Below are 13,913 nucleotides of genomic sequence, written 5' to 3'. Positions count from 1 at the left end.
ATGGGTTATTCGTTGGTGGTATTCGATTGGGATGGAACCTTGATGGATTCCACTCACAGCATCGTGGCGGCCATACAGGGGGCTTGCCGCGATCTGGATCTGCCTGTGCCGTCGGCGTCGTCGGCCAGCTGGGTGATCGGCCTGTCGCTGGAAAGCGCGCTGCGCCGGGCCGTGCCCGAATTGACGCAGGCCATGGTGCCGCGTTTTCTCGAGCGCTACCGGACCCACTACCTGCTGCGCGACCCGGAGCTGCGCCTGTTCGAAGGCGTGCGCGAACTGCTGGCCGACCTGGCCAGCCAGGACGTCCGCCTGGCGGTCGCCACCGGCAAGAGCCGCGTCGGGCTGAACCGGGCCCTGGCCGCCACCGGGCTCGGGCCGCTGTTCGACGCCACCCGCACGGCCGATGAAACCTTCAGCAAACCCCACCCGGCGATGTTGCAGGAACTCATGCACGAGCTCGGGCACGAGGCCGACGCCGTGGTGATGGTGGGGGATACCTCGCACGACCTGCAGATGGCGGCCAACGCCGGCGTGCACGGCCTGGGTGTCGCCTATGGCGCCCATACCTTGGCGGAGCTGGAGGCCTGTGCCCCGCAGGCGGTGGTCGACAGCGTGGCCGTGTTGCGCGAATGGCTGCTGGCGCGCTCGCCGGGCCGCATCGAGAGCGTGTAGGCGAGCCGGCTGCGGGAACGGCCGGCGCGGTGCGCTGTCTTACCTGGATCGGCGCCATGCGCGCGCTGCCGTCGCCCGGCGACGGAATAGCGCGGCGCACGCCACCGTCTATTTGGGTAAGAGCGGGCGGCATGCCCGCCTACACCGGAGATCTCCATGCTGATACGCAAGCCCTCTGATATCCCGTCGTCGCAGATCACGCCCGAGACGGTCTGGCAGGGACGGCGCGACTGGATTGCGCGCGCCGGCCTGGCCGCCGCGGCGCTGGGCCTGCCCGGCTGGGCGCAGCGCGCGGCCTTCGCACAGGATGCCGCCTTGCCGGGCGCGCCCAATTCCCGCTATGCGGTGGTGGACAAGCCCACGTCCTTCAAGGACGTCACCACCTACAACAATTACTACGAATTCGGCCTCGACAAGGGCGATCCGGCCGCCCACGCGGGCCGGTTGCGTACCCGGCCGTGGGAAATCGCGATCGAAGGCGAGGTCGGCAAGCCCGGCGTCTACGCCATCGACGATCTGCTCAAGCTGGCGCCCATGGAAGAGCGCATCTACCGATTGCGCTGCGTCGAGGGCTGGTCCATGGTGATTCCGTGGGTGGGCTATTCGCTGTCGACGCTGCTGCAGCGGGTCGAACCCACCGGCAACGCCAAGTATGTCGAGTTCGTCACCGCGGTGCAGCGCGACACCATGCCGGGCGTGCGTTCCAGTGTGCTCGACTGGCCGTACGTCGAGGCGCTGCGGCTGGACGAAGCCCTGCACCCGCTCACGATGCTGGTGTTCGGCGTCTACGGCAAGGTCTTGCCCAACCAGAACGGCGCGCCCGTGCGCCTGGCCGTGCCCTGGAAATACGGTTTCAAGTCGGCCAAGTCGCTGGTGGCCATCCGGCTGGTGGAAAAACAGCCGGTCAGCTCCTGGATGAACGCCGCGCCGCAAGAGTACGGCTTCTACGCCAATGTCAATCCGGATGTGCCGCATCCGCGCTGGAGCCAGGCAACCGAGCGGCGCATCGGCGAAGACGGCCTGTTCAGTCCCAAGCGCAAAACCCTGATGTTCAACGGCTACGCCGAGCAGGTCGCCAGCCTCTACCAGGGCCTGGACCTGCGGGCCAACTACTGAGGTCCCCATGGCCGATGACGCGATCAAGGCGAGCGCCGCCGCGCGGGCCGTGCCGGCCGCCCCCCTGACAGCCCGCGCGATCGGGCGCATCAAGCCGCTGCTGTTCGTTGCCGGCCTGCTGCCTTTCGCGCGCTGGTTCTGGCTGGGGGCCAACGACGGCCTGAGCGCCAACCCCGTCGAATTCCTGACCCGGTCCTCCGGCACCTGGACGCTGGTGTGCCTGCTGGTCACCCTGGCGATCACGCCGCTGCGGCGGTTGACCGGCCAGCCCGCGCTGGTGCGGCTGCGTCGCATGTGCGGGTTGTTTGCGTTTTTCTACGGCAGCCTGCATTTCCTGGCCTGGGTATGGTGGGATCGCGGCCTGGATCCGGTGTCCATGCTGCAGGATGTGGGCGAGCGGCCATTCATCACCGTGGGTTTTGCCGCGTTCGTGCTGATGGCGGCGCTGGCGGCCACCTCGACCCAGTGGGCCATGCGCAAGCTGGGCAAGCGCTGGCAGGTCCTGCACCGGGCGGTCTATGCCATCGGCCTGCTGGCCATCCTGCACTTCTGGTGGCACAAGGCCGGCAAGAACGATCTGCAGCAGCCGCTGCTCTATGGCTCGGTGCTGGCCCTGCTGCTGGGATGGCGGGTGGCGGCCTGGTGGCGGCGCCGCGGCGCCGCCCGTTAGCGCAGCGCCAGCATGATGGCGGCGGTCTCGGCGTCGGGCTGGCCGTCGTGGCGCGCTGGCCGATAGTGCATCTGGAACGCGGCCAGCACGTTGCGGGTGGCCGTATCGAGCACGCCGGATTGCGGCGTGGCGTATCCCAGGCGGGCCAATTGGCCCTGGAACCAGGCAATGTCCGGTATGCCCTCGGCCTGCAGGCGGGCCAGGTGGGCGGCCGCGCCGGCCTCGTCGTACCAGCGGCCCAGGCCAGCCTGCGCCAGCCGCTGCCATGGAAACAGGGGGCCGGGGTCGACCTTGCGCTGCGGGGCAATGTCGCTGTGGCCAACGATGTTCTCCGGCGCGATGCCGTGCCGCGCCACGATGTCGCGCAACAGCACGATCAGGGTTTCGATCTGCGCGTCGGAGTAGGGCGCCCAGTGCCGGCTGTCGGTATCGCCATGGCCGCCGCGCGTCCAGTTTCCCTCGCCATTGGTCCAGCCGGGGTTGACCAGCTCGATCCCGATCGACGTGCTGTTCATGGTCGATTGGCCGTACCAGGCGCTGATGCCGGCATGCCAGGCGGCGCGGGTCTCGTCCACCAGGCGGTAGACGCGCGGGCGCGGCGTGTCGGTAATCAGGTAGTGCGCGCTGACCTTGCGCTCGGAGAGGATCTTCAGCGAATTCTCGTTGCCCGTGCTGGTGTAGTGCAGCACGACGGCGCGCACGCGGCTGCTCTGGCTCACAGCCGTGATCGAGGTGTCCAGGTCCAGCCCGGCCGGGCCGCGCGCGGCGCAACCGGCCAGGGCGAGCAGGCAGGCGATCGGCGCGGCGCGGGTGATCCAGGACATGTCAGCGGGCCAGGAACAGGAACAGCGTGGGCTTCTTGTCCAGCTCGGGCGCCGGCTGCCTCTTCCAGTCGGCGATGGTGCGCGTTTGCACCAGTTCGTCCCCGGTAGTGAGCGCGCGCGCGATGCACAGGCGGGTGTCGGGGCGCAGCGCCGCCAGCAGGGTGGCGAACATGGCGCCGTTGCGGTAGGGGGTTTCGATCAGGATCTGGGTCTGGTCGTGGCGGGTGGAGTGCTGCTCCCAGGCGCGCAGTTGCCGGGCGCGCTCGGCCGGGTCGACCGGCGCGTAGCCGTGGAAGGCGAAGCGCTGGCCGTCCAGGCCGCTGGCCATCAGCCCCAGCAGGATGGACGAGGGGCCGACCCAGGGGCGCACGGCCAGGCCCAGGCGATGGGCCGCCGCCACCACCTTCGCGCCGGGGTCGGCCACGGCGGGGCAGCCGGCCTCCGACACCAGGCCGATTTCGGCGCCGCCGCGCAGCGGCGCCAGCCATTGTTCTATCTGGCCGGCCGGCACGGCGTCGGTCAGGGTGTGGATGGTGATTTCCTGCAGCGGCCGCACGGTGCCCAGCAGCTTCAGGAAGGCGCGCGCCGTCTTGGCGTTCTCGGCGATATAGGTGTCGAGCCGGCCCGCCAGCGCGCGCACGTCGGCCGGCAGCCAGCGCTCCGGCGGCGCATCGCCCAGGCCGACCGGGATCAGGTGCAGGGCGCCGCTCATGCCGGATGGCCCGTCAGCGGATCCAGGCCGAAGCGGCCCAGCATGCGCGTCAGCGCGATCAGCGGCAGGCCGATGATGGCGGTGGGGTCGTCGCTCCGGATGCTGTCCATCAGCGCGATGCCCAGGCTTTCGGCCTTGGCGCTGCCTGCGGTATCGTAGGGTTCCTCGGCGCGCAGGTAGGCGTCGATGGCCGCATCGGTCAACGTGCGGAAACGGCACAGCGTGACAATATCCGCCGTTTCCGTGTGCACGCCGTCGGTGACGGCCATGGCGCTGTGGAATTCCACGGCGCGCCCGGACAGCCGGCGCAATTGTTCGCGGGCGCGCTCGAACCCGCCCGGCTTGCCGATGGGGTCGCCGTCGACGGTGGCGACCTGGTCCGAGCCGATCACCACGCTGCCCGGGTGGGTGGCGGCCACGGCCATCGCCTTGGCGACCGACAGGCGCAGCGCCAGGTCGGCGGGCGCTTCGCCAGGCTGTGGCGTTTCGTCCACATCGGGCGAAATGGCGGTAAACGGCAGGCGCAGGCGGGACAGCAACTCGCGGCGATAGCGCGAGCTCGATGCGAGGATCAGCTTTGGAGGGATGGCGGGCATGCGTTATTTGACGATGTTCAGTAAGCCACGGTATTATCCAATGTTTTGCGGCATTTTTGCAGGAAGTTCGATATGAGCACTACGCAGGGCGCGCCTGACGGTGAGGCTATGGGTAGCGGGACGGACGCGCAAAATGCACAAAGCCACATTGATGCGTTCATGTTTGCGCGGCAGGCCAAGCGGCTGGAGGGCTCGGTTCCCCTGGTGCGGCTTACGCGCTTCATGGAGGGGCTGCCCGAGCAGCCTGGCGGCGAGGCGGGCCTGGCGCGCTGGGCGGTCGAGGGCGGGACGGGGCAGGGCAGCAGCCGCACCGGCCACCCGATATCCGGGCAGCCGCTTCTGCGGTTGCGGGTGCGGGCGGCGCCGATGCTGGTGTGCCAGCGTTGCAACCAGCCGTTCGTCTACCCAGTCGACAACACGGTGGCGCTGCAACTGGTCAAGTCCGAGGAAGACCTCGACGAAGACCTGAGCGAGACGCAAGATGAAGATTTCGCGGACGACCTGCCTGAAAAGGTGGTGGGTTCGCACAATTTCGACCTGTTGGCCCAGGTTGAGGACGAGCTGATTCTGAGCGTCCCCTATGTGCCCCGGCATGATGTCTGTCCGGGTGCGCAGGCCGAGTCCGGCGAGGCTTCCCAAGAGCCCGCTGTCAAGCGTCCGTCGCCTTTTGCGGTGCTTGAGCAACTGAAGCACAAGGATTGAGATCAACTCGGGTCGGATCGCGTACAATGCGGCCCGTTTCTAGGAGTCATCATGGCTGTTCAACAAAACAAGAAGTCCCCGTCCAAGCGCGGCATGCACCGCTCGCACGATTTTCTGGTCAACCCGGCAACGGCCATCGAGCCCAACACCGGCGAAACCCACCTGCGCCACCATATCAGCCCCAATGGCTTCTACCGTGGCCGCAAGGTCCTGAAGACCAAGGCTGACGAATAAGGCCGCGGCCGAACTCGCGAACCGGACCTCCTGGGCAGAACGCTGACCTGGCACCCGTGATACGCATCGCTATAGACTGCATGGGTGGTGACTTCGGCCTGCCCGTCACGATTCCGGCCGCGATCGAGTTCGCCCGGCAATTTCCGGATACCCGGCTGTTGCTGGTCGGGCTTCCCGACGCGATCGAGGCGGCCCTGGCCGAGCGGCGCGATGCGCCGCGCGATCGCCTGGACATCGTGCCCGCGACCGAAGTCGTCTCCATGGACGACCCGGTCGAGGTCGCGTTGCGCCGCAAGAAAGACTCGTCCATGCGCCTGGCGGCGCAGGCGGTCAAGGACGGCCGCGCCGACGCCTGCATCTCGGCCGGCAATACCGGCGCCTGGATGGCGATTTCCCGCTACGTGCTCAAGACGCTGGATGGCATCGACCGTCCGGCCATTGCCACGTCCATCCCCAACCAGACCGGCCGCGCCACGACCGTGCTCGACCTGGGCGCCAATGTCGACTGCTCGGCCGAGCACCTGCTGCAGTTCGCCATCATGGGCGCGGCCCTGTCCCAGGCGGTCGATCATCGCGACCGGCCCACGGTGGGGCTGCTCAACATCGGCGAAGAGATCATCAAGGGCAACGAGGTGGTCAAGGAGGCCGCCGAGCTGCTGCGCGCCAGTCCGCTCAACTTCTACGGCAACGTCGAAGGCAACGACATCTTCAAGGGCACGGTCGACGTGGTCGTCTGCGACGGCTTTGTCGGCAATGTCGTGCTGAAGTCCGTCGAAGGGCTGGCCAAGATGCTGTCCAGCGTCATCCGCGAAGAGTTCAAGCGCAATTTCATTACCCTGCTGGCTGGCGCCTTCGCCAAGCCGGTGCTAAACCGCCTGCGCAACCGGGTAGACAACCGCCGCTACAATGGCGCGGCCCTGCTTGGCCTGCGCGGCGTGGTCATCAAGAGCCACGGTTCAGCCGATGCGTACGCGTTCGGTTTCGCGCTGCAGCGCGCACGCGAAGCCGTGGCGAGTAAACTGCTCGAGCGCACGGCGCAGACTGTTGCGCAGATAACCCAGCGCGTGCAATCGGGCGAGGCCGTCGCGCCCGGCGCGGCTGGGGACACCGCTTGATGGAAAAAGCTATGAAATACGCCAAGATCGCCGGTTCGGGCGGCTACCTTCCCGAACGCGTCGTCACCAACGACGATCTGGCCGCCGAGCTGGCGACGCGGCAAATTTCCACGTCCGACGAGTGGATCGTCGAGCGCACCGGCATCCGGCAGCGCCACCTGGCCGAGCGTGGCGTGACCACCAGCCAGCTGGCCACCGAGGCGGCGCGCCGCGCCATGGACGACGCCGGGGTGCAGGCCGACGAGATCGACATGATCATCGTCGCCACGTCGACGCCGGACTACGTCTTCCCCAGCACGGCCTGCCTGGTGCAGGCCAACCTGGGCGCCAAGGGCGGCGCGACCTTTGACGTGCAGGCCGTCTGCAGCGGCTTCGTCTACGCCATGACCACCGCCGACAGCTTCATTCGCGCCGGCCGCGCGCGCTGCGCGCTGGTGATCGGCGCCGAAGTCTTCTCGCGCATTCTCGACTGGAACGACCGCGGCACCTGCGTGCTGTTCGGCGATGGCGCCGGCGCCGTCGTGCTCAAGGCGGCCGACGAGCCGGGCATCCTGGCCGCGCACCTGCATGCCGATGGCAGCCAGACCAAGATTCTCTGCGCCGCGGGCAACGTCGCGTACGGGGACGTCACCGGCGATCCCTTCCTTCGCATGGACGGCCAGGCGGTGTTCAAGCAGGCGGTCACGGTGCTCGACCGTTCGGCGCGCGATGTCTGCGCCGAGGCTGGCGTCGAGGTCGACGATATCGATTGGCTGATCCCGCACCAGGCCAACGTGCGCATCCTGAATTTCCTGGCGCGCAAGCTGCGCGTGCCGACCGAACGGGTCGTCATCACCGTGGACCAGCATGCCAACACCTCGGCGGCCAGCGTGCCGCTGGCGCTGGATGTCGCGCGCCGCGACGGGCGCGTCAAGCCGGGCCAGCTGGTACTCATGCAAGGCGTGGGCGGCGGCTTCACCTGGGGCTCCGTGCTGGCCCGCATGTAGGCGGAAGGGCGCGCTGCGCGCGCCTGTGCGCGACCGCGCACGCCGCCATTCCTCCATACCGAATTCTGTCTAGGGACAATCATGAAGCTGGCGTTTGTCTTTCCCGGTCAAGGCTCCCAATCTGTCGGCATGCTCGATGCATGGGCCGGCAATGCCGCCGTGGCCGACGTCGTGGCGCGTGCCAGCGCCGCGCTGGGCCAGGACCTGGGCGCCCTGATGGCGCAAGGCCCGGCCGAGCAACTCAATCTCACCACCAACACCCAGCCGGCCATGCTGACCGCCGGTGCGGCCTGCTTTGCCGCCTGGCGCGCGGCGGGCGGGCCCATGCCCGAGGTGATGGCCGGCCATAGCCTGGGCGAATACGCCGCGCTGACGGCCGCCGGCGCGCTGGCGCTGGAAGATGCCGTGCGCCTGGTGCGCGTGCGCGCCGACGCCATGCAGGCCGCGGTGCCGGTGGGCGCCGGCGCCATGGCGGCGGTGCTCGGCCTGGACGACGACGCCGTGCGTGCCGCCTGCCAGCAGGCTGCCCAGGGCGAAGTGGTCGAGGTCGTCAATTTCAATGCGCCGGCACAAGTCGTCATCGCGGGCCACAAGGCCGCGGTCGAGCGCGCCTGCGAAGCCGCCAAGGCGGCCGGCGCCAAGCGCGCGCTGTTGCTGCCGGTGTCGGCGCCGTTTCACTCCAGCCTGCTCAAGCCCGCCGCCGAGGTGCTGCAGGGCGCGCTGGCCGGCGTGGCGGTGTCTGCGCCGCAAGTGCCGGTGCTCAACAATGTCGACGTCGCCACGCCTGCCGAACCGGCGGCCATCCGCGACGCGCTGGTGCGCCAGGCATGGCATCCTGTACGCTGGGTCGAGACGCTGCGCGCCATGAAGGAACTTGGCGTCACCCACGTGATCGAATGCGGTCCGGGCAAGGTGCTGACCGGCCTGACCAAACGCATCGATGCCGACCTGACGGGCATCGCCATCACCGACCCGGCCTCGCTGGAAGCGGCGCTGGCGGCTGTAAACGGGAACTGACATGGAAAATACCTCCACGGAACTGCAGGGCAAGATCGCGCTGGTGACCGGCGCGACGCGCGGCATCGGCCGCGCCATAGCCCAGGAACTGGCGGCGCGCGGCGCCACGGTGGTCGGTACGGCCACGTCCGAGGCGGGCGCCCAGGCCATCACCGAGGCGCTGGCCGCCCAGGGCGGGCGGGGCGTGGTGCTGGACGTGACCGATGCCCAGGCCTGCGAGGCGCTGATCGAGCAGCTTGGCAAGGATGGCGGCGGCCCGCACATCCTGGTCAACAACGCCGGCATCACGCGCGACACGCTGGCCATGCGCATGAAGGACGACGACTGGTCGGCCGTCATCGATACCAACCTGGCGGCGGTCTTCCGCCTGTCGCGCGCCGTGCTGCGCGGCATGATGAAGGCGCGTTGGGGCCGGATCATCAATATCACGTCGGTGGTGGGCGCAAGCGGCAACGCTGGCCAGGCCAACTACGCCGCCGCCAAGGCCGGCGTGGCGGGCATGGCGCGGGCGCTGGCGCGCGAGCTCGGCAGCCGCAACATCACCGTCAACTGCGTGGCGCCCGGCTTTATCGATACCGATATGACGCGTATCCTGGGCGAAGACCAGACGGCGGCGCTGCTGCAGCAGATTCCGCTGGGCCGCCTGGGCGCGCCCGCCGACATCGCCCATGCGGTCGCCTTTCTGGCCGGGCCGCAGGCGGGTTACATTACCGGTACCACGCTGCACGTCAACGGCGGCATGTATATGCAATAGTGAGAAGCGCGCGGCGCGGCCCATCCAAGCCCAGCCGCGCGTTTCTGTGGAAACGCCGCGCACCTGGATAGCGGCCCGGTAGGGGCCGGAACGGATGCGGTGTTATTTTTGTCACGGCCTGGCGTTTGCATTCCTCTACGCTTGGCTATAATTCGCGGGATTTTTCCCAATTGGAGATCTGCATGGAAAGCATCGAACAGCGCGTCAAGAAGATCGTCGCTGAACAACTTGGCGTGAACGAAGCCGAGATCAAGAACGAGTCCTCCTTCCTTGACGACCTCGGTGCCGATTCGCTCGACATGGTCGAACTGGTCATGGCGCTCGAAGACGAATTCGAGACCGAGATCCCCGACGAAGAGGCCGAAAAGATCACTACCGTGCAGCAAGCGGTTGACTACATCAATTCGCACGGTAAGCAGTAAGCTAAAGCCTGTATCCTCCCGCGCGCCCGGATCGAACACTTCGGGGCGGCGCCGGGAATCGGGGCGGTTTCAGGAATGCCGTGCGGTCCGCGTGCGGGGAGGAAGTAACGGCCTTCCCGTGGTCTTGCGGTCCGCGCGCGCAGTGCTTCCCGAAAACCGCCTTTATTTTGTCTGTTTGAGGAGTCTTCCGTGAAGCGACGAGTCGTCATCACCGGCCTGGGTATCGTTAGCCCCGTGGGCAACGACATTGCCAGCGCCTGGGACAATATCGTCAACGGACGTTCCGGCATCAGCCGCATCTCCCGTTTCGACCCTACCCCGCTGACGACACACATCGCCGGCGAGGTCAAGGATTTCGACGTCACCCAGTACATGCCCGCCAAAGAAGCCCGCCAGATGGATACCTTCATCCATTATGGCCTGGCCGCCGGCATGCAGGCGTGGCGCGATTGCGGCCTTGAGGTCACCGAAACCAATGCCGAGCGCATTGGCGTGATCGTGGGGTCGGGCATCGGTGGCCTGCCGCGCATCGAAGAAACCCAGACCGAGATGTTGGCCAAGGGACCGCGCCGCATTTCGCCGTTCTTCGTGCCTGCGTCGTTGATCAATCTCATTTCCGGCCAGCTCTCCATCGCCTATGGCATGAAGGGCCCGAGCTACGCGGTCGTGTCCGCGTGCACCACCGGCCTGCATTGCATCGGCGATGCCGCGCGCCTGATCGAATACGGCGATGCCGACGTCATGCTTGCCGGCGGGGCCGAATCGACCGTCTCGCCGCTGGGCATCGGCGGCTTTGCCGCGATGCGCGCGCTGTCGACGCGCAACGACGATCCGACCACCGCCTCGCGTCCCTGGGACCGCGACCGCGATGGTTTCGTGCTGGGCGAAGGCGCCGGCGTGCTGGTGCTCGAAGAGTACGAGCATGCCAAGAAGCGCGGCGCGCGCATCTACGGCGAACTGGCCGGCTACGGCATGAGCTCCGACGCGCACCATATCACCGCCCCCGACAAGGACGGCCCGCGCCGCGGCATTCTCAATGCGCTGCGCAACGGCGGCATCAATGCCGACGAGGTTTCCTATGTCAATGCGCACGGCACGTCCACGCCGCTGGGCGACAAGAACGAAACCGACGCGTTGAAACTGGCTTTCGGCGACCATGCCTCCAAGCTGGTGGTGAATTCGACCAAATCCATGACCGGGCACCTGCTGGGCGCCGCTGGCGGGATCGAAGCCGTATTCACGACCCTGGCCGTCCATAACCAGATTTCGCCGCCGACCATCAACATCTTCAACCAGGATCCGGAGTGCGACCTGGATTACTGCGCCAACGAGGCGCGGCCCATGAAGATCGAGATCGGCCTGTCGAATTCGTTCGGGTTTGGCGGCACCAACGGTTCGATGGCCGTTCGTCGGGTCTGAGTTGAACCCGGACGGCGGTATTTTCGATAACCGTTGGCATCTGCGCTTGCCGGTGAGGGTGCCGGCCCTGGCGGTGGCGCTGGGGTGGCTGGCCGTGCTGGCGGCTGCCGGCAGCGCGGCGGTGGCGCTCGTTCAACTGCAATGGCTGGCGCCGCTGTCCGCGGGCATGCTGGCTGTCGCCGCGGGCGGGCTGGGCGGGCTGCTGTGGCTGCGTGGCAGCCGCGGCGGCGCGCCGGCCCTGTGCGCGGCGCCCGTGCCGGGCGGCTGGCGCGTGCTGGGCGGGCGTGGCTGGGTGCAAGCACGCTTGCTGGCGGTCCGCCAGGGGCCGCTGTGGCTGCGCCTGGAGCTTGGGCTTGACGCCGAGGCGGGGCCTCGGGTTACAAATAGCAAAATCATCTGCACCGTCTGGCGGCCGGCATTGCCGCCCGGGCACTGGCGCCGCCTGCGCCTGCTGGCGACAGCGGCGCAGGGGCAGGCGGCGACGAGTTGGGAGGCGTCATGAGCGAACGCGATGTCGACGCCGAACTTGTCGCGCGCGTACAACGTGGCGACAAGAAAGCCTTCGATCTGCTGGTCCTGAAGTATCAGCGCAAGATCCTCCGCCTGCTGGCGCGCATGATCCGCGATCCGGCCGAAATCGAGGATGTCGCGCAGGAAGCCTTTATCAAGGCGTACCGGGCCCTGCCGCAGTTTCGCGGGGACAGCGCCTTCTATACCTGGTTGTATCGTATCGCCATCAATACGGCCCGCAATTGGCTGGCCTCGTCCGGACGCCGTCCGAGCGCGCCCAACGCAATTGAAACCGAAGATGGTGAAACTTTTAACGAAACCGACAACCTAACCGACATAAGCACGCCGGAATCCATGGCCGCAACCCGCGAGATCGCCGAGACGGTGAACGCGGCCATCGAGGAGTTGCCCGAGGAATTGCGCACCGCCATCGTCCTGCGTGAGATTGAAGGTATGAGTTACGAAGACATCGCCCAGAGCATGGATTGCCCGATTGGCACGGTTCGTTCGCGCATATTCAGAGCGCGCGAGGCCATTGCCAGTCGGTTGCGCCCTTTGCTGGACACCGATGCCGAGCGTCGCTGGTAAGGAGTGGCAGTCATGCAAACCGCAGCCAAGTCCCTGACCGCCGAATCCTCCTGGGAGGAGTCGGTTTCCGCCTGGATGGACGGCGAAGGGTCCGAGGACTTTTTCCCCGAGATGTCGCACCCGCATGGGCGCCAGACTTGGGATACATATCATCTGATTGGCGATGCCCTGCGCAACGCCGATCTCGCAGTCAGTCCCAGCGCCCAGTTCCAGGCCCGCCTGGCCCGCGCGCTGGAGGCCGAGCTGCCCATCGTGGCGGCGCCGCGGCGCCGCTCGCCCTTGCGCCTGGGCCTGTCCGGGCTGGCCGTGGCAGCCGCCGTAGCCACCGTGGCCTGGGTGGCGCAACCCTATCTCACGGGCGCGCCGACGGGTGAAACCCGGGTGCTGGCCGATGCGACGCCGGCGTCCGCGGGCGATGACGCCGGCCTGCGCGATTACCTCGAAGCGCATCGCCAGGTGGCGGGCCCCAGCGCCGTGCGCCAGGTATCCTTCGACGCCGGAGCAGGACGTTGATGACACCGTTGCTTTACATGCGCCGGCCCGCATTGGGGCGCATGACGTGGCGACAGCGACAGACGGCCAGCCTGGCGGCTATGGCGGTGCTGATGGGCCTGATGGCCATTTACGCACGGCCGGTCCGGGCTGCCGCGCCGGCGGTGCCCGAAGACCCCGTATTGCTGCTCTCCAGCATCCAGCAGGCCGCCCGCAAGCAGGACTACGCCGGCGTGTTCATGTACCAGCAGGGCGAGTCGATCCAGTCCTCGCGCCTGGTGCACGTGCTCGACGGCACCGGTGAGCGCGAGCGCCTCGAGATCCTCGACGGCCAGCCGCGCGAATACCTGCGCCACAACGAAGACGTGCAGTGCCTCATCCCCGAGCGCAAGACGGTGTTGCTGGAGCGGCGCCGCGGCGACCGCTTCCCCGGCCTGCTGCTGGGCGATCCGGCCGGCCTGGCCGAGAACTACCACATCCGGGCCGAATCGCAGTTGCACCGCGTCGCGGATCGCCAATGCCGGCTGATCACCGTCGAGCCGCGCGATGCGCTGCGTTACGGTTATCGCCTGTGCGCCGACGTGGCCACCAACCTGCTGCTGAAGGCGCAGACGCTGGACGCCGCGCGCCGGGTGGTCGAGCAGGTGTCGTTCACCTCGATCCGCCTGGGCGGCGACGTGGACCCGGCCATGCTGACTTCGCGCTGGAGCACGCGCGACTGGCGTGTGCTCGAACCCGTCATGAAGCCGGTCGATCTGGCCGCGCAAGGCTGGCGCATCACGGCGCCCAAGGGGTTCTCGGCAGTCCTGCAGGTGGCGCGCTCCATGGGGCCGGCCACTGTCAACCAATTGGTGCTGTCCGATGGCCTGGCCGCCATTTCCGTATTCATCGAACCGTACGATTCGCGCCGGCACGCGCATCCCCCCGAGGGGCTGGCCCGGCGTGGCGCGATCAATATCTACGGTACGCGCATCGCCGATTTCTGGCTGACGGCGCTGGGCGAAGTCCCGGCCGGCACGCTGGAGCAACTGGCCGAAACCACCGAATATGTGCCGGTGGATGCGGCGAAACAACAATAAGCCCG

General features: G+C 67.7%; 18 protein-coding genes. 15 read left to right on the top strand and 3 right to left on the bottom strand.

Annotation, left to right across the window (positions count from 1 at the left end):
• From LK409_RS14710 to msrQ, 3 genes are all read left to right on the top strand, one after another.
• Positions 1-672, top strand: a complete 672-nt coding sequence (locus LK409_RS14710) for an HAD family hydrolase (RefSeq protein ID WP_003813838.1) — start codon at positions 1-3, stop codon at positions 670-672.
• 156 nt (positions 673-828) lie between these two features.
• Complete coding sequence (gene msrP / locus LK409_RS14705; RefSeq protein ID WP_003813837.1) at positions 829-1,788, top strand: protein-methionine-sulfoxide reductase catalytic subunit MsrP; 960 nt, start codon at positions 829-831, stop codon at positions 1,786-1,788.
• Between the two features lie 7 nt (positions 1,789-1,795).
• A complete protein-coding gene (msrQ, locus tag LK409_RS14700; protein ID WP_010926950.1) occupies positions 1,796-2,458 on the top strand; it encodes a protein-methionine-sulfoxide reductase heme-binding subunit MsrQ in 663 nt (220 codons plus the stop codon).
• Here the strand turns inward: msrQ and LK409_RS14695 are convergent.
• The 3 genes from LK409_RS14695 to LK409_RS14685 are packed head-to-tail and all read right to left on the bottom strand — an operon-like array spanning position 2,455 to position 4,590.
• Complete coding sequence (locus tag LK409_RS14695) at positions 2,455-3,282, bottom strand: N-acetylmuramoyl-L-alanine amidase (protein ID WP_010926949.1); 828 nt, start codon at positions 3,280-3,282, stop codon at positions 2,455-2,457. The genes msrQ and LK409_RS14695 overlap by 4 nt on opposite strands.
• A gap of 1 nt (position 3,283) precedes the next feature.
• On the bottom strand, positions 3,284-3,994 hold the full coding sequence (locus LK409_RS14690) for an SAM-dependent methyltransferase (protein ID WP_010929004.1): 711 nt from the start codon (positions 3,992-3,994) through the stop codon (positions 3,284-3,286).
• Positions 3,991-4,590 (bottom strand): Maf family nucleotide pyrophosphatase, encoded by a 600-nt coding sequence (locus LK409_RS14685; RefSeq protein WP_003813831.1) that lies wholly within the window; start codon positions 4,588-4,590, stop codon positions 3,991-3,993. Before LK409_RS14685 ends, LK409_RS14690 begins: the two co-directional genes overlap by 4 nt.
• A 108-nt stretch (positions 4,591-4,698) precedes the next feature.
• Between LK409_RS14685 and LK409_RS14680 the strand changes: the two genes are divergently transcribed.
• The 12 genes from LK409_RS14680 (at position 4,699) to LK409_RS14625 (ending at position 13,908) form a co-directional block, all read left to right on the top strand.
• On the top strand, positions 4,699-5,292 hold the full coding sequence (locus tag LK409_RS14680; protein ID WP_010929003.1) for a YceD family protein: 594 nt from the start codon (positions 4,699-4,701) through the stop codon (positions 5,290-5,292).
• Between the two features lie 51 nt (positions 5,293-5,343).
• Positions 5,344-5,526, top strand: a complete 183-nt coding sequence (gene rpmF / locus LK409_RS14675; protein ID WP_003813827.1) for a 50S ribosomal protein L32 — start codon at positions 5,344-5,346, stop codon at positions 5,524-5,526.
• A gap of 56 nt (positions 5,527-5,582) precedes the next feature.
• Positions 5,583-6,641: a phosphate acyltransferase PlsX gene (gene plsX, locus LK409_RS14670; protein ID WP_003813826.1), complete on the top strand. Its 1,059-nt coding sequence runs from the start codon at positions 5,583-5,585 to the stop codon at positions 6,639-6,641.
• A complete protein-coding gene (locus LK409_RS14665; protein WP_041937267.1) occupies positions 6,641-7,627 on the top strand; it encodes a beta-ketoacyl-ACP synthase III in 987 nt (328 codons plus the stop codon). Before plsX ends, LK409_RS14665 begins: the two co-directional genes overlap by 1 nt.
• 81 nt (positions 7,628-7,708) lie before the next feature.
• Positions 7,709-8,644: an ACP S-malonyltransferase gene (gene fabD, locus LK409_RS14660; protein ID WP_010929001.1), complete on the top strand. Its 936-nt coding sequence runs from the start codon at positions 7,709-7,711 to the stop codon at positions 8,642-8,644.
• 1 nt (position 8,645) lies between these two features.
• The gene (gene fabG / locus LK409_RS14655) at positions 8,646-9,398 is read left to right on the top strand and encodes a 3-oxoacyl-ACP reductase FabG (protein WP_010929000.1); all 753 of its coding nucleotides are present in this window, start codon (positions 8,646-8,648) and stop codon (positions 9,396-9,398) included.
• Positions 9,399-9,580: 182 nt separating this feature from the next.
• Positions 9,581-9,820: an acyl carrier protein gene (gene acpP / locus LK409_RS14650; protein WP_012248678.1), complete on the top strand. Its 240-nt coding sequence runs from the start codon at positions 9,581-9,583 to the stop codon at positions 9,818-9,820.
• A 189-nt stretch (positions 9,821-10,009) separates the two neighbouring features.
• Positions 10,010-11,239, top strand: a complete 1,230-nt coding sequence (gene fabF, locus LK409_RS14645; RefSeq protein ID WP_003813802.1) for a beta-ketoacyl-ACP synthase II — start codon at positions 10,010-10,012, stop codon at positions 11,237-11,239.
• Position 11,240: 1 nt separating this feature from the next.
• The gene (locus LK409_RS14640; protein ID WP_010928998.1) at positions 11,241-11,741 is read left to right on the top strand and encodes a hypothetical protein; all 501 of its coding nucleotides are present in this window, start codon (positions 11,241-11,243) and stop codon (positions 11,739-11,741) included.
• Positions 11,738-12,337, top strand: a complete 600-nt coding sequence (gene rpoE, locus LK409_RS14635; protein WP_003813797.1) for an RNA polymerase sigma factor RpoE — start codon at positions 11,738-11,740, stop codon at positions 12,335-12,337. Before LK409_RS14640 ends, rpoE begins: the two co-directional genes overlap by 4 nt.
• 12 nt (positions 12,338-12,349) lie before the next feature.
• Complete coding sequence (locus tag LK409_RS14630; RefSeq protein WP_003813794.1) at positions 12,350-12,850, top strand: sigma-E factor negative regulatory protein; 501 nt, start codon at positions 12,350-12,352, stop codon at positions 12,848-12,850.
• Positions 12,850-13,908, top strand: coding sequence for a MucB/RseB C-terminal domain-containing protein (locus LK409_RS14625; protein ID WP_042144922.1), 1,059 nt, complete (start codon positions 12,850-12,852; stop codon positions 13,906-13,908). The genes LK409_RS14630 and LK409_RS14625 overlap by 1 nt, the downstream gene beginning before the upstream one ends.
• The last annotated feature ends 5 nt before the right edge of the window (positions 13,909-13,913 follow it).

The organism is Bordetella parapertussis (genome assembly GCF_020735925.1).
Classification (GTDB): Bacteria; Pseudomonadota; Gammaproteobacteria; order Burkholderiales; family Burkholderiaceae_B; genus Bordetella; species Bordetella pertussis.
The sequence above is the reverse complement of the archived record's forward strand: the minus strand, read 5'-3'. Positions and strand labels throughout refer to the sequence as shown.

Coding starts and splice junctions, on each gene's coding strand:
- msrP (WP_003813837.1), top strand. CDS start 829: ATGCTGATACGCAAGCCCTCTGATATCCCGTCGTCGCAGATCACGCCC.
- acpP (WP_012248678.1), top strand. CDS start 9,581: ATGGAAAGCATCGAACAGCGCGTCAAGAAGATCGTCGCTGAACAACTT.
- LK409_RS14710 (WP_003813838.1), top strand. CDS start 1: ATGGGTTATTCGTTGGTGGTATTCGATTGGGATGGAACCTTGATGGAT.
- LK409_RS14695 (WP_010926949.1), bottom strand. CDS start 3,282: ATGTCCTGGATCACCCGCGCCGCGCCGATCGCCTGCCTGCTCGCCCTG.
- LK409_RS14680 (WP_010929003.1), top strand. CDS start 4,699: ATGGGTAGCGGGACGGACGCGCAAAATGCACAAAGCCACATTGATGCG.
- LK409_RS14625 (WP_042144922.1), top strand. CDS start 12,850: ATGACACCGTTGCTTTACATGCGCCGGCCCGCATTGGGGCGCATGACG.
- fabG (WP_010929000.1), top strand. CDS start 8,646: ATGGAAAATACCTCCACGGAACTGCAGGGCAAGATCGCGCTGGTGACC.
- LK409_RS14690 (WP_010929004.1), bottom strand. CDS start 3,994: ATGAGCGGCGCCCTGCACCTGATCCCGGTCGGCCTGGGCGATGCGCCG.
- LK409_RS14665 (WP_041937267.1), top strand. CDS start 6,641: ATGGAAAAAGCTATGAAATACGCCAAGATCGCCGGTTCGGGCGGCTAC.
- LK409_RS14630 (WP_003813794.1), top strand. CDS start 12,350: ATGCAAACCGCAGCCAAGTCCCTGACCGCCGAATCCTCCTGGGAGGAG.
- LK409_RS14685 (WP_003813831.1), bottom strand. CDS start 4,590: ATGCCCGCCATCCCTCCAAAGCTGATCCTCGCATCGAGCTCGCGCTAT.
- msrQ (WP_010926950.1), top strand. CDS start 1,796: ATGGCCGATGACGCGATCAAGGCGAGCGCCGCCGCGCGGGCCGTGCCG.
- fabD (WP_010929001.1), top strand. CDS start 7,709: ATGAAGCTGGCGTTTGTCTTTCCCGGTCAAGGCTCCCAATCTGTCGGC.
- rpoE (WP_003813797.1), top strand. CDS start 11,738: ATGAGCGAACGCGATGTCGACGCCGAACTTGTCGCGCGCGTACAACGT.
- rpmF (WP_003813827.1), top strand. CDS start 5,344: ATGGCTGTTCAACAAAACAAGAAGTCCCCGTCCAAGCGCGGCATGCAC.